Annotated in this window: 13 protein-coding genes and 1 pseudogene; 4 read left to right on the top strand and 10 right to left on the bottom strand. The window is 53.9% G+C overall.

Features of this window, described 5'->3' with window-relative positions; genetic code table 11:
• Positions 1 to 4: 4 nt before the first annotated feature.
• The 7 genes and pseudogenes from tagF to F8R23_RS24400 form a co-directional block, all read right to left on the bottom strand.
• Positions 5 to 724, bottom strand: a complete 720-nt coding sequence (gene tagF, locus F8R23_RS06390; RefSeq protein WP_112349606.1) for a type VI secretion system-associated protein TagF — start codon at positions 722 to 724, stop codon at positions 5 to 7.
• 18 nt (positions 725 to 742) lie between these two features.
• Entirely contained in the window at positions 743 to 4,381 is a 3,639-nt protein-coding gene (tssM, locus tag F8R23_RS06385) for a type VI secretion system membrane subunit TssM (RefSeq protein ID WP_129936695.1), read from the bottom strand.
• Positions 4,381 to 5,583, bottom strand: a complete 1,203-nt coding sequence (locus tag F8R23_RS06380) for a DotU family type VI secretion system protein (RefSeq protein WP_129936863.1) — start codon at positions 5,581 to 5,583, stop codon at positions 4,381 to 4,383. Before F8R23_RS06380 ends, tssM begins: the two co-directional genes overlap by 1 nt.
• A gap of 21 nt (positions 5,584 to 5,604) precedes the next feature.
• Positions 5,605 to 6,951: a type VI secretion system baseplate subunit TssK gene (gene tssK, locus F8R23_RS06375; RefSeq protein WP_112349609.1), complete on the bottom strand. Its 1,347-nt coding sequence runs from the start codon at positions 6,949 to 6,951 to the stop codon at positions 5,605 to 5,607.
• Positions 6,952 to 6,991: 40 nt separating this feature from the next.
• Positions 6,992 to 7,522 (bottom strand): type VI secretion system lipoprotein TssJ, encoded by a 531-nt coding sequence (tssJ, locus tag F8R23_RS06370; RefSeq protein WP_112349610.1) that lies wholly within the window; start codon positions 7,520 to 7,522, stop codon positions 6,992 to 6,994.
• A 26-nt stretch (positions 7,523 to 7,548) separates the two neighbouring features.
• Entirely contained in the window at positions 7,549 to 8,049 is a 501-nt protein-coding gene (gene tagV, locus F8R23_RS06365; protein ID WP_129936694.1) for a type VI secretion system accessory protein TagV, read from the bottom strand.
• A gap of 263 nt (positions 8,050 to 8,312) precedes the next feature.
• A pseudogene (locus tag F8R23_RS24400) lies at positions 8,313 to 8,459 on the bottom strand (DUF2169 family type VI secretion system accessory protein); the annotation flags it as partial.
• A 977-nt stretch (positions 8,460 to 9,436) separates the two neighbouring features.
• On the opposite strand from F8R23_RS24400, the gene F8R23_RS24455 reads away from it, so the two are divergent.
• The gene (locus F8R23_RS24455; RefSeq protein ID WP_454292627.1) at positions 9,437 to 9,655 is read left to right on the top strand and encodes a pyroglutamyl-peptidase I family protein; all 219 of its coding nucleotides are present in this window, start codon (positions 9,437 to 9,439) and stop codon (positions 9,653 to 9,655) included.
• Complete coding sequence (locus tag F8R23_RS06355; RefSeq protein WP_454292626.1) at positions 9,555 to 9,830, top strand: pyroglutamyl-peptidase I family protein; 276 nt, start codon at positions 9,555 to 9,557, stop codon at positions 9,828 to 9,830. The genes F8R23_RS24455 and F8R23_RS06355 overlap by 101 nt, the downstream gene beginning before the upstream one ends.
• A gap of 43 nt (positions 9,831 to 9,873) precedes the next feature.
• On the opposite strand, the gene F8R23_RS06350 is transcribed toward F8R23_RS06355, so the two are convergent.
• The 3 genes from F8R23_RS06350 to ydgT form a co-directional block, all read right to left on the bottom strand.
• Positions 9,874 to 10,908 carry an NADP-dependent oxidoreductase gene (locus F8R23_RS06350; RefSeq protein WP_151415404.1) on the bottom strand — a complete coding sequence of 345 codons (1,035 nt, stop codon included), beginning with the start codon at positions 10,906 to 10,908 and terminating at the stop codon, positions 9,874 to 9,876.
• 77 nt (positions 10,909 to 10,985) lie between these two features.
• Positions 10,986 to 11,405, bottom strand: a complete 420-nt coding sequence (gene uspC, locus F8R23_RS06345; protein WP_099064662.1) for a universal stress protein UspC — start codon at positions 11,403 to 11,405, stop codon at positions 10,986 to 10,988.
• Positions 11,406 to 11,553: 148 nt separating this feature from the next.
• Positions 11,554 to 11,769 carry a transcription modulator YdgT gene (gene ydgT / locus F8R23_RS06340; protein WP_012145712.1) on the bottom strand — a complete coding sequence of 72 codons (216 nt, stop codon included), beginning with the start codon at positions 11,767 to 11,769 and terminating at the stop codon, positions 11,554 to 11,556.
• A gap of 1,407 nt (positions 11,770 to 13,176) precedes the next feature.
• Between ydgT and flhD the strand changes: the two genes are divergently transcribed.
• Positions 13,177 to 13,527 (top strand): flagellar transcriptional regulator FlhD, encoded by a 351-nt coding sequence (gene flhD, locus F8R23_RS06330; RefSeq protein WP_017893242.1) that lies wholly within the window; start codon positions 13,177 to 13,179, stop codon positions 13,525 to 13,527.
• Complete coding sequence (gene flhC, locus F8R23_RS06325; protein ID WP_151415403.1) at positions 13,527 to 14,111, top strand: flagellar transcriptional regulator FlhC; 585 nt, start codon at positions 13,527 to 13,529, stop codon at positions 14,109 to 14,111. The genes flhD and flhC overlap by 1 nt, the downstream gene beginning before the upstream one ends.
• The last annotated feature ends 63 nt before the right edge of the window (positions 14,112 to 14,174 follow it).

The following is a 14,174-nucleotide window of genomic DNA, read 5'->3' as shown; positions in this document are numbered from 1 at the left end:
GAGGTTAATCAAACATCTGCGGATAGTGACCGCCACGACCGGGGCGTGCCCAGCCATTGGGTTCAAACAGCAGAGAGAACAGTTGCACGGTAAGGTTGCCGCTGTGCACATGGGTATAGAGCGGATGCCCATCGGCCTGATTGGTCCACCAGAAACTGGTGTACTGCGCTGGATCGAAGCAGTCGGCCGCCTGTTGCCAGCCGAGGCCGGGCACGTCCGGATGCTGGAAACCGATGATCGACAGGATCTCGGAATCTGTCTCAACGGGTGGGCTGGCAAGAACAGGGATCTCCAGCAACGAACGGTCGAGTTGCTCGGCAGAAAAACCATTGCGCACGCCATTCAGTAACCGATGCCCGAGCTGGTTGTACCATTCTGCCGCCATGTTCAATTGCTGCATTCGCCAGTCTTCCTGGCAGAACAGGCGCAGAGCACAGATCGGGTAATGACGTCCCACCCGATCACGGGCGGGCAGCAGGCAGCCCATTTGGACATACTGGCTGCCGAGCGTGGCCGGAATGACGAAGTTCCATACCGGGGCGTTGCTGAAAGGGTGCCCGTTCGGCCCCGGTGGATTGCGTTGCAGGTTCACCAAACCGTTGTGAAACCAGTGGGCCCAATTGTTGACCACCAGGTCGGGCAGGCGACGCTGCAGGAAGTCACCGGCGGAAGGGATCTTGCCATACCAGCCAATGCTTGTGGTCGGGCTCGGGTCATTGCTCATCATCTTGTCCTTTCGGGGCTACGGGCAGGAGAATGCCGGCAACTGGAACGGATTGCGGATACTGTTGGCCGTGAACTCCAACGTGACGCGGTGGCCATCCAGGTTAAAGGTTGCCTGACGGCCGAGGCTGCTGCTGCCGGCGGAGGACTGCGCCGTATCCACCAAACGGTTCAGCGCCCAGGGGCCGCTGGTCACCAGGCTGGCGGTGGAGCCGTTGGCCAGCGCCAGTTGCAGGTGCACCTGATTGGTGTTGCGGGTACCTGGCCAACTGACCACCAGAGGAACCTGCGGACCGTGGCTGTATTTGAACAACTGCCCGTCGATATCCAGCGTCAGGTTGAGGATGTCGTTATCCATCCGCACCGGTCGTACGGTCACGCGGTAAGACGGCGCGGCGGTACCGTTGGCGAAGAAGGCATCACGAATACGTTGCGCCTGCTGGAATGAACGCAGGATGCCTTCGCCACCTGGTAGCGTCTTGCCGTCCACGCCAGGGGTAAAACGCCAGTTGGCGCGGGTGGTATCGACCTTGCCCTGCAAGTTGTCACGGAAGAAGCTGTCCATCAGTCCGCTATTGGGCGCAAACATACGTGCCAGGTCGTCCGGCGTCACTTCCTGCCGTGCCCGGGCGGCCAGAGGGTAGCGTCCGGCGATCGCCTGACGGCAGAAGCTGCCGACTTCGACACTGATGCGTTTCTTGACGTTTTCCATCTCCTTGCGCTGGGTGTCACTGCTGGCCCCGATTGCCAGCGACAGCAGCATCTGTTTGAACGGCACCGGCAGACGCCCGGATTCGGCCTGCAGGCGTGAGATGATATCGCTCGGCGGGGCCGACATGCCGCTGTTGGCCGCGCCCTGGACCGCGGTCAGGTAGCTGTATAACTCATCAACCTGTTTGAGCACGCTGTCGAACGGGATAGCTTTGTTGCCTTCCCCCTGACTTTGCGCCAGTTCCAGTAACGCGGCAAAGTGCGCCATCACCAGTTGTTCCGGCTGGGCAGAGACGTCGCCGTCGGCGTTGGCGGGGCGGTTGGTGAACAGGGCTTCCAGCGTGTGGTTGGCATTCTGGCTCAGCCGATCCTCGGTTTTATCCAGCAATGAGCGGGAATCAGCATCGTTTTTCTCATCGCGCAGGGTGACATTCTTGCTGACGTTGACCAGCAGGTTCCGCATTGGCGAAGGGTTGCCGGATAACAAACGTGCGCTGCTGATGCGCTGGCTCAGGCTGCCAATATTGGCCAATTGAATATCACCCAACAGTTCATCCCAGGCGCTGATAAAGTCCTGCATATACAGTTGGCGAATGGTTTTGATCAGATCGGCGTTTTTCTGATCCGGCGTTTTGCTGTTCAGCACCCAAACATCTTCCTGACGCAGGGTATCGGTCACCGGATCAATATTGTCGTTGAAGGTTTTCCAGTAGCCTTGCGAGGTAAACAGGCCTGGCACACCGTCGGTCACCGGCTTGCCGCTTTTGCGCGAAAAAGCCAGTTCGGTCTGTGGGCCGGCCAGGTCAACCAGGCTGACCGGTTTGATTTCGGTCTGTTTCAACAGCAGGCGCTTGAGGCGGCCGTACACCCGTTGCGACAGGGGAGCACGGTTAAGCGCGACCTGTGCTTGCTCGACCAAAGGTTCATCTTTGGCATAAGGCGAAGCCTGGATCTGCACGTCGAGCAGTTGGCTCAGGTGCCACTCAATCTGCTGCAATTGTTTTTGCGTACTGCCCTGCGGCAGGTTGCGCTGCAGGTTGAGCATTACCCAGGCGCGCAGGAATTTACCGTCGTACTGTTTCGGCAGATACAACATCTGATAGGCCTTCAGCGCTTCGTAGCTGAAGTCGGCATCACCGTGGTTGTCGTTACGCAGCGTAGTGGCGATCTGCTGCGCCACCTGCGGCAGCAGCAACTCCTTTAGTGCTTTCTGATACAGCGAGTCGCTGGCGTCGCTGACCTGATCGCCACGATACAGCCCCATGCGATAAGTGAACGGGGGATCTTCCAGCGAGAAGTTTTGACTATCCGGCAAATGCAGCACGCTGTTGAGGAACGGCAGCAGCGATAACATGTCGCCGTTACCCAACTGCGTCAAACCCAATCCCTGTCGTTCTACGCCGGGCACTTTGGCGGCGACTTCGGCCAGATAGGCCTTGTTGTTGCTGTAACTGGTGAACCAGAAAATCGCTAGGATCGCCAGGCAAGCCGCCAGCGCGATATAGCCTGCCCAATGCAGGGCGCGGTTGCGGTATTCCCACCAGCGGTTGCTGCCTGCCAGTCCGGACTCCTGGAAAATTACTGATTCCAGCGTGTCTTTCAGGAAAAAGCTTTGGCCCTTGGTCGCCGGGATGGGCGCGGTCGGGTTCACATTGTCCCAGGCCGGGTTGGCATGCTGTTGGCTGTTTGCGGTCGGCAATTGCAGGTAACGGTTAAGTTCGCCCATCACCCGGTCGAAAGGCAGACCTTCCTGGGTGCCGCTGGTGAAGTAAATGCCGCGCGGCGTAAAACGAGTCTCAAAACTGGAGGTGGCAAACACCTGATCCAGATACTGGCTCAGCAACGGACGCAGAGCGGCGAATTCCTGCGGAAACAGATAGGTTTCGGCGCGTTGGCGGGCGTCATGTTCAACCAGCAAAGTTTCAGGCAACGCGGCATCCAGCCGTTGCTGCAGCAAGGTATATTGTTGTTCGAAGGTGGCGTTCAGGTTGAAATCCGGTTGACGTGTAGCCTCATAGGGGAAAGTGAATCCCCAAATTTGGTCGCGCTGCGCCTTATCAAAGCCGTTGAAATAGGCCATAAAACCATTGAGCAGGTCGGTCTTGGTCACCAGTACGTAAACCGGGAAATGGATCCCCAACTGCTCATGCAGCTCAATCAGGCGTTTACGCAGCGCGCTGGCCTGCGCGGCACGGGCATCGCTGCTGTCACTCAACAGATCGGCGATGCTGATGGTCACCATCACGCCGTTGATCGGTTGACGGGTACGGTATTTTTTCAGCAGGCTGACGAAGCTTTTCCACTCGTCGGCATCTTCTTCTCGCTGACTTTCCTGTGTGGTATAGCGACCGGCAGTATCAAGCAGCACGGCGTCATTGGTGAACCACCAATCACAGTTGCGTGTTCCTCCGACACCCCGTAGGGCAGATTTGCCGAAGCGATCTGCCAGCGGGAAATGGAGACCGGAGTTGACCAGCGCGGTGGTTTTCCCTGCGCCCGGTGCACCGATGATCACATACCAGGGGAGCTGGTAAAGATATTGACGGCTGAAGTGAGTCATCCAGCGGTGCTTGCTGTCGCCCTGGCCCGGTGCGAAGCGGGCTTTTTTCAGCAATTGCGCCGCTTCATCAAAACGCTGGGCCAGCAGTTCATCCTGTTTGGCTACGGGCTTGCCGTTTTCTGCCGGGGTTTCCTCGCTGGCACGCAGGTTGCTCAGCAACCGACGGTTGAGCCAGGCGTTGTAGATACGCGGAATAATGCGACACAGAAACCAGATCAGATAGAGAGCGCCGATGGCTAACTGGCGGTTGAGTTCCGGTTCCAGCGGGCGATAATCGCCGATAGCCACCAACGGGCCGATCATCCAGATGATGAACGCCAGCGCGGTAATACCAGCAAAGCCCCATAACAGGCGACTGGTGATGATGGAGAATAACGTACTGAGCATTACTTTCCGTTTCCTTGCGGCAAGCCGTTGATTTCCGCCTGGGTATTTTCTGGCGCAACCAACAGCGTAATTTCTACCCGACGATTAAGCGCCCGGTTCACTTTGCTATTGTTCGGTGCGACCGGGTTGCTTTCACCACGGCCCTCCGCTTTCACCCGTTGCGGGTTATCGAGGTGTTTCTGCAGCCGGGCGCTTACCGCCTCGGCGCGGGCCAGTGAAAGTTCCCAGTTGGAAGCGAAGCGCGCGCTGCGGATCGGCAGATTATCGCTGTAGCCAGTGACCAGGATCTTGCCGCTGACGCCGTTCATGGCGGCGGCAACGCGGTCAATCACCGGAATATAGTTGCCGCGAACCGTGGTGGCGGCGGAGTCGAACAGGCCGTCACCCTTCAGGATCACCACGCTTTGCTGTGCTTCGTCACGCACCACCACCAGGCCTTCGGCAATTTCTTTACGCAGGAAGCTTTTCAGACTCAGCGTCGGGGGCGCCGCCGGTGCCGGGTTGCCGATGGCGACCTGGGGCAGATTGGTCTGATAAATGGCGGCCAATACCGGGCTGGTACTGTCGCCCAGTCGCCAGTTGAGGGCGATAAACAGCAACGACGCCAGGAAACCGGTCAGCGCCACGCAGGCCCAGAGCGGCACCAGTGGGCGCCACAGCTTTTGCTGCACCGGCAAGTCCAGTGCATTGGGCGACAGCGGTGGGGCATAACCGCCACGCACCGAGCGGATCAGCTGCAGCAGGCGCTGCTTCATGGTCTCCAACTGCGAACGACCGTTCTCCATCACCCGGTAGCGGCCTTCAAACCCCAGCAGCAGGCAAAAGTTAATTAGCTCCAGCAGTTGGATATGTTCGCGCGGACTTTGCGACAGCTTTGCCAGCAGTTGGAAGAATTTTTCTCCACCCCAGGTTTCGTTGTGAAAAGTCACCAGCAATCCGCTGCCGGACCAGACGCTACTGCTGCCCCAGGGTGTCAGCGCGGCGGCTTCATCCAGAGCGGTGCACAGGCAATAACGTGCGCCGATAATCACTTCATACGGTAGGTTGGCACGCTGCCCGTGGAGTTCAAAGTGACGCACTTTATCAATCAGTTGCTGGCGCAGTTGCGCCGGGTTGGCGTGGGTGGCCGACTGACGGATTTGTGAGATGGCGTTCAGCAACGGGTTGGCGGCCTCTACCAGCGGGTTGCCCGCCGGCGTCATGCTATTTTCCTGAGTCATAAGTTACCGGTCCGTATGGCTGCGAATCGCCCAAAATTCCATATCCAGTCCTGGAAAGTCGCCGGCCAGGTGCAGGGCGAAGGCGCTGGATTTTTCCATCTGTTTCCACAGGTCGCTGCCTTTTTCCAGTTCGAAATAGGTGTAACCCGCGTGATAGGGGATCTGACGTGGCGCGGCCGGCATGGTACGCAGCCCAATGCCCGGCAGTTGCAATTGAACCAGATCACGGATACGCGTGACCGGGGCTATCTTCATCTGCGCCGGGAAGTGGGTCAGCAGCACTTCGGCTGCCACGTCGGCACGTACCGCCAGCACGAAACCGAAGTCGCGCATCATTTTGGTGTCTTGAACGGTGGCGATGTTCAGGCCATGCGAGCGCTCGACCAGGGTCAATTGGATGGCGTTGTCTTCAAGCACCACCGACAGTCCCTGACGCAGTAACAGCATTAATTTGCCAAAACACAGTGCCAGGTTGTCATGGTCATACACCGGCAGTCGGGCTTCCGGCGTGCGCTGTGCCGAGAAGCTGGCGAGTTCGGTGGCGAACTGCAGCCAGTCGGCGAACAGGCGTTCCGGGTGCAGATGATCAAGATGGTAAGCGTGGCTCACCTGGCCGAGATGGCGGTTAATCAGTTGCAGCAGCATGAAGTCGACCATTTCGGAACTGCCGCCGCGTCCCGGTTGCAGCAGGCGCTGGCTCATCTGTTGGCTGCGCTGTTGTAACAGGCCCTGCAAATCGTTGATAAAGTTTTTCAGCACCGGGCTTCCCTGGCAGTTCAGCATCGGCGGGATTTGCACCTGATCGAGACGCAGGCTGGCATCGCCGCGTTTTTCCAGCACCCGGGTGACACCTAGTGCCGTCCATTCAGCGTTAAGGTCGCTTTCCAGCATCAGGCGCAGGCGCAATTGACCAAACTGTAGTGCTGCGCTGCCGACCGAGACGGCGTTCAGGTCGTCGACTTCGTTTTCATAGGCCAGATAGCGTGCCAGCGCGTCCGGCGCTTCCTGAAAAATCACGTCTTCGCGGCCCGCGCGATAGGTCGGCAGGGCCAATACCACGTTTTCGCCGGTCTTGTTTTCGGTAATGGTCAGCGGGGCGGGCGCCTGCTGGGCGCCGGAGAAACGAAACGGCGTGCCGTCCGGCATGATGCCGCTGGCAGCGTTGAGGGCAATTTTGCCCTGACGCAGCAGGGTCTGATCCAAATCCAGATTGAGGAAACCCCAAAAACAACCCTGGTGGGCCTGGCCCCAATTGCGCATGTAGCTTTCGAGATAGTTTTCCGCCTGCTGGAAATGGTGAGGGCGTAAAAACATCCCTTCAGTCCAGACTACCTTATGAGCATCTTTCATCATCACACCTTTGGTTACTTCGCTTCAGCACAGCGGTGGGTCAGTCGGGATCTTTCAGGGTACGCAGGCCACTAATGCCTGCGACGATGTGGGCTTCCAGCTCATCCGGCGAGAATTGCCATACTTTGTAAAAATTGGTCTCGGTCGGTTCCGGCAGCGGTAAGGAAATGCGCCAGGCTTTGCCATCCAGGTTTTGATATTCGGCGATGATGCCGATATATCGGGTTTCCAGCGTGCTTTGGCCGCTGAGCTTTTTGCCCATCTGGCCCGGAGTCAGGAAGAACTGGTCACTGTCCAGCAGGCTGGCTCCCAGCACGCTTTTCGCATCGCTCTGCAGGCTAAAGAAGTCGGCCTCCATAAATTCCGCATCAGAGCGCAGCAGCAGCACGCGAATTTTAATCGGTGCAGGACGTTGACCGGCTACGGCATTGACCTGGCGGTCGGCGTCAAAGACCAAGCTGTAGCGAGAGGGCACACTCTTGGCAGAGGACATGCAGCCGCTGAGCGTCAGTGCGCCCAACATCAGGAACAATAGCCCGCACCGGCGGGAGGTGATGGATGTGGTTATCATGTTAAGTCTCGTCAACCTGGGGGGAACTACTGAAGGATCCAGGTGGCAGAACCGGCGCTTTTACAGGCCTTGCTGTCACCGCCGACTTTTACGCAGTCCTGCTGGGCGGTACGGGTACGGCGCGGTAAATCTTTACGCAGCGTCGATTTGTAACGCGTTGCCGGTACACCGGCGTTGGTCTGGATGTACCCCATCAGATCGCCTCCGTCGACTTCGGAGATTGCCAGCCAGTGGTTTTCTACTTCACCCAACGCATAGAAAGCGGCGGCATTGTCCAGGTTGCCGACCGGAGTGCCGTTGTAGCCGGGGCTGCTCATGATGCTGGCGGCGTACAGGCTACGGTATTCCTTGCCTATGGGTTTGAACTGTTGGGGAGCTGTGATGGCGACGCGGTGCTGCAGTTTTACACCGTCCACTTCGCTGCTGATCAGGGCGTTGTTATCGAGTACCGGTGGTGGTGGTGGCGGGGTGGAGCAGCCGGCAAGCGTCAGGGCGGTCAACAGCGTTAAGGTAATCCGTGTTTTCACAATATCCTCTTTGAGTTTTTTATGGGCAGAAATGAAGCGGCTGTGTAATAAAAGCGCCGACTGGAGGCGCAAGCGACATTATTTTTAGCTGGCAGGTCAGGATGCGTATCAGGGGTGTTTTGCCGGCTGAGGCGAGTAAACCAGCGTAGCCGGCGAACCTTTCAGCCATGGGACAAAGGTATCCGTCGGGAAACCTTTTTCGTCGTGGGGGGAGTGAAGGGCTGATGATTAACCCAGTGGCCGAGCGGTAACACTTTATGGGGCAGTTGCCACAGTTCGGGTTTAGGGTGCAGACGCGGGGATACCCCCATGTCGGCTAGCGCCAAAACGGAGACATCCGGATGATGTTTTCCCTGCCCGTGGCAAGGACGATGAACTGCGCTTGGGCGCAATGGTTTTACGGCTTTCATTGTGTGTAAGGCTTCCCGTAGATATCAGCGAACAGCTAGGCCGCATCGCTCAAAAACAATCCCGTTTTTCGGTTTAATAGATATCAGGTTACTTCACAATCTTTGTGCTGCTGGCTGTTTTAACCTGGTTGTTTGATGGTGACGGTCAGGTTTTTTAGGCTCAATAACTCAACTGTAAACTCAAAAAGCCCAGCGAGTAACACTCACCGGAAAGGCGTTTAAACCGTGGTTGACGGCAGCCCGAGAGGGATGTGGAATGATAAGATAATTCGCACAATCTCTCGATTGAGACATAGCTACCGCACGAGAATTAACGCAGGATCCCGATGACGTATCTGTCACGAATTGAGACATGGACTGACGAAAAACTTAACAAAGTTTACATATAAACAGAGTTTTCGCAGTCTACAATAGCCTTGCAAATTTGCAAAATAACCTTCTGGATCAATGCTCAATTCGTTATCTCACTCACAATTTAAATTTAAACCATGTAAAACATGTATTTATGTAGTTATTGTTTTTGTGTGGATGTTCTTTGGGTAATTGGTAATACCATGAAATATTTATGTAACACTTAAGCCAATGTACTTAAATAACGACTATTTTTTAACGCAAATAAAGTGACAGGTCGTTTTGCGTACTTACCATTCGCAGGGTAAAGATGATCTCATATATAAATAAAAGGAATGTTATTTAGGAGGATTCCTATTTGGTTGGACGAAGAGTCGCTCAGGGCGGGGGCGGACGCGGGTCGATTGATCGAATGGCTAATGCTTTAGTAGGGATGAATTAACGGCGAAAAGGATTGAGATTGAGTTGGTGCAGGGTATCGCATAACTACGCCAAAGCAGGGGCGTGCTTTATCTGTCGTCCGGCAACGTCGGCATCATGCTTCCGCCGCAGCGGACGAACAACGGATCGTCAAACAGGGTGAGCAGCCGGGCCTGGGCATTGGTGACCGGCATTGAGCCGTCAACCTGATCGATGCACGTATTCCCGATAATGCCGGTAAACAACCGATAGACGTACCCGTGGTGGTGGGCGGACCGGTGGGTTACTTCTCCACGCTGCCCGGTGAAGGCGATCGTGCATCACTTGCGTCAGTCAGGCATTCCGGCCGCGGTATCGCATACGGCGGGCACCTACAACTGCAACCAGCTGTTTTATGGGCTGAGTCATCATATCGCCAGCCATAATCTGGCAATCAAAGGCGGGTTTATCCACATTCCGTACAGCCATGAGCTGGCGGTCAATCATCCGGGCAAACCGAGCATGGCATTAGCGACGATGATTGAGGCGGTGCGAAGTATTGTGCATACCACTTTGACGGTCGGGGAGGATTTAACGATTTCCGGCGGGGCGCTGCATTGAGTTAATAACAGGGCGCAGTTCACAATGACTGCGCCCTGAAACATTACTCGTCGCTAACGCGGATCACCAGCTTGCCGAAGTTCTTGCCTTGCAGCAGGCCGATGAACGCCTGTGGAGCATTTTCCAGCCCGTCGACCAGATCTTCGCGGAATTTGATTTTTCCCTGACCAACCCATTCGCCCATCTGCTGCAGGAATTCGCCAAAACCTTTTGCATAGTCGTCGAAAATAATAAAGCCTTGCATGCGGATGCGCTTGCGCAAGATCAGCCCCTGCAGCATCGGCAGGCGATCTGGGCCGGCAGGCAAGTCGGTGGCGTTGTAATGGGCGATAATGCCGCACACCGGAATACGAGCCTGGGTATTAAGCAGTGGGATCACTGCATCAAACACGGCACCACCGACGTTTTCATAATAAATGTCGATGCCCTGTGGGCAGGCGGCGGCCAGCTGTTCGGCAAAATCAGGCGCCCGGTGATCAACGCAGGCATCAAAGCCCAGCTCTTCTACCACATAGCGGCATTTCTCTTTACCGCCAGCCACGCCGACCACGCGGCAACCTTTCAGTTTGGCGACCTGTCCGACGACGGAACCGACGGCACCGCTGGCGGCCGCCACCACCAGGGTTTCACCGGGTTTCGGCTGACCGATATCCAGTAGGCCCATATAGGCGGTGAAGCCCGGCATGCCCAAGACGCCGAGCAGGCGGGAAGGGTGTTTTTGATCCGGGCCTAAGTTACGTAGGCCGCTGCCGTCAGACAGCGCGTAATCCTGCCAGCCGTCGTAACCCAACACCCAGTCACCGGGTTTGAAGTCAGGATGCTGCGATGTGACAACCCGGGATACCGTGCCGCCAACCATCACTTCACCGATCTCTACCGGTGGGGCATAAGAAGGAGCATCGCTCATTCGGCCGCGCATGTAAGGATCAAGTGACAGGTAAACGGTGCGTAACAGCAACTGGCCGGCAGTGGGTTGCGGTATCGTCGTTGTTTCCAGACGGAAATTGTCTGCGGTAGGTTCACCGTGCGGACGTGAGGCTAACAGAAAACGGCGGTTTTGTTGCGTAGACTGGGACATCGTAGACTCCTTAAGCGGACACGGGCCCTAAGTCTAGACAATCCTTGGCAAGGGGAAATGGCCTAATGTGCTCAGCTTCAAAGAGGAATGATCAGCACGTCGATATGGCTGGTATTGATAAAGCGCGCTGCAGAGCAGGAAACCTTGTTCATCATGCTGTCACTGTGGTTGCCACAGATCACCAAATCAAAGGTTTGCTGATGGCTGGCATAGTTAAGGCTGTCACCTAACTCGCCGTGGACGATCAACGTATCGGCTATCGGGTAATCGGCCCGCAGGCGTAACTCTTCCATAAACAGCAACGTTTCCTCTTCCATCAACGCGCGCAGATCGCCCAACATCGGCCCGGCGAAGTTATTGTACATTTCTGGATTGGCTATCATGCTCAGCAGGGTGATTTTGCCGTTGTAAGGACGCACGATGGAGACGGCTTTTTCAACCAGGCGGTGACTGTCTGCCGCCACGGCGACGGTAACCAAAACGTTTTGATATCCCATCTTCCACTCCTGTTTCCTGTTCTTGGGGGAAAGGGTAGAGCCTGGCGAAACTAATAAATGTGTTTTGTATCACGCGCGTCAATAAATCACAGACTATTGCCGTTATTTAGCAATAAAAGATAAATCGATACGCGCGTGTAATAAAAAATTATAGCACTTGTGCCCACAGCGTTTTCGGCACCTTGCCCAAATCGAACAATTTACCGGCAACCAGTTCGGCGCGGCGGTGATCGGCGGCTCGGTACATGTTGCTGATTTCAATATCATTATCAATGGAATAGTTGAGCTTGTCGTACACTTTTTCCACGCTGTCCAAACTGGTGCATTTACGGAATGTCATCAGGTAATCCAGGGTATCAGTCATGATTAAAATATAGCCTGTTAAGAGTTGTCGCCGGACGAAGAAACATCACCCTGTCATCATGACAGCAGCAAAAGTGTGATGTGTGACCTGAAAAATTAATTTCAAATAAATAAATTTCGATACGGTAATAAATGGCTGCGCGCAAGTTGATCCTGCGTTGAGAATAATAATATGCCCGTGCGTTGTCGGCAATGCCAACCTGCTGATTGGCACCCAAAATAGGGAAAGCCTCAGGTTTGGAAAGTCCAGGTGATCAGATCGGCAGGGTATTGCTTGCGATGAGCGCACATGCAACATGCAATGCCGCCTGATTCTCGAGAGCGGAACACCCACTGATGCTTTTTTCAACCAATTAGTGCGAATCGGCCATGAAATGTACCTGCCCGTCTTCAGGATGTGCGAGCAGGCTGTCAGGCGGTAACTTGAAATCCATCGGGTATAGATGAAACCAATGTATAAAATAAAACGAAACTACGTTTTAATTTATAAGCGTGACGGGAAATGACACCGAGGTTTATTGGGCAATAAACATTATATGAGATTTAAATGATTTTTCGTCGGGCGATAAAAAATTATTAAAGTTTTAATTAATACTGCCGATAAATCGTCTTGGGATAATTCGCTCAAGAAAAATCCGAAACCAGACGCTTCATTCTCCTTATCGTGAAACATATGGTTACGACTACTGTCTTGTTCACAACTTAAGCGAGTCTTTGTTAACCGAAAACGATCATTAGCCGAAAAATAAAACAACCTATCACTCGACTTTTAAGTTAAATCCGAAACTCAATAACCTTATAGTTTACATGCGTTACTTTTCAATGCGGATAGTTTATGGGTTATTAAACGGTTATTTATACTGTCTTTATCGGCTACGAGCAGATTTTTGTTCTGTTATTTTAGTTTGGTAATGCTTTTGTTCGAATTGATCTAAAAAAGATATTTTTTTGGCTTATATACATTGTTTTTAAGACGTTTTTTTACTTATGGCTATTTTTTGCCCTAAAACCAGATTGAAAAACAGACGGTAAAGCGGATATTTGGCTTAAATATTTTTTATTTTTGTGATCTAGATCACATTGTATTTAAAATTGCCTCTTACTTACATTGTGTGTGCTAATGGTTCGGGGGTAGAGTTGCGCTGCATTAGGAATAATCTTGTTAATTTTGTAAAAATAGTTTCACGGTGATTAAACACTGCTGGAGCAAAATGCTGTACATCCATACACGTTGGTTTACGCACGTATCAAATACTGAATGACGGTCCGAATTTAGTGATGTTGAAAAATTTATAACGGTCGTTATTTAGGGCTTCATTTGCCAACTTAGGGAACAAACCCAGGTCACGGGCGATAAAAATTATCACCCAGCGTATGTTTTTAAACATAGTCTGTCGGGATGGGGAATATGGGTACGTCTGAATTACTTAAGCATATTTATGACATCAATTTGTCATATTTACTTTTAGCACAGCGTCTGATTAATGATGAAAAAGCATCGGCAATGTTCCGTCTGGGTATCGACGAGACCATGGCTGATGCACTCGCTCAACTCACGTTACCGCAAATGGTCAAACTGGCTGAGACCAACCAGTTGGTCTGTCAATTCCGTTTTAACGATCACCATACGATTGAACGCCTGACAAAAGAGTCGCGCGTGGACGATCTGCAGCAAATCCATACCGGCATTTTGCTATCAAGCCACTTACTGCAAGAGCTGTCGGCTAAAGACGGTAGTGCGACGAAGAAAAGAGCTTGATGATGGCAGAGAAAAGTATTGTTCAGGAAGCCAAGGACATTCAGCTGGCCATGGAGCTGATCACGTTGGGCGCCCGTTTGCAGATGCTGGAAAGTGAAACTCAGCTCAGCCGTGGGCGGTTGATTAAGTTGTATAAGGAGTTGCGCGGCAGTCCGCCACCCAAAGGGATGTTACCGTTCTCGACCGACTGGTTTATGACCTGGGAACAGAACATCCATTCATCGATGTTTTATAACGCCTATAGCTTCCTGATGAAGAGTGGGCACTGTACAGGCGTTGAAGCGGTGATTAAAGCCTATCGCCTGTATCTGGAACAGTGTCCGCACGCGCCGGGCAAGCCACCGTTGCTGGCGTTGACCCGGGCCTGGACGCTGGTGCGTTTCGTCGATAGCGGTATGCTGCAGCTTTCTGCCTGCAACTGCTGCGGCGGTACTTTTATCACCCATGCGCACCAGCCGTTGAACAGTTTTGTTTGCAGTTTATGCCAACCCCCATCCCGCGCAGTAAAAAGACGTAAACTTTCGCCGCAACTGGCCGATATTATTCCTCAACTGCTGGACGAGCAGGTTAAACGCGCGATTTGAACCGGCGGCAGCGCCGGTTTATCCAGACCTAAACCGATTTGTGAAACGCAGGGTTCGGCATGC

Source organism: Serratia proteamaculans, from assembly GCF_008830365.1.
Taxonomy (GTDB): Bacteria; Pseudomonadota; Gammaproteobacteria; order Enterobacterales; family Enterobacteriaceae; genus Serratia; species Serratia proteamaculans.
Note: the sequence above shows the minus strand (reverse complement) of the source record. Positions and strands in the feature narration are given on the sequence as shown.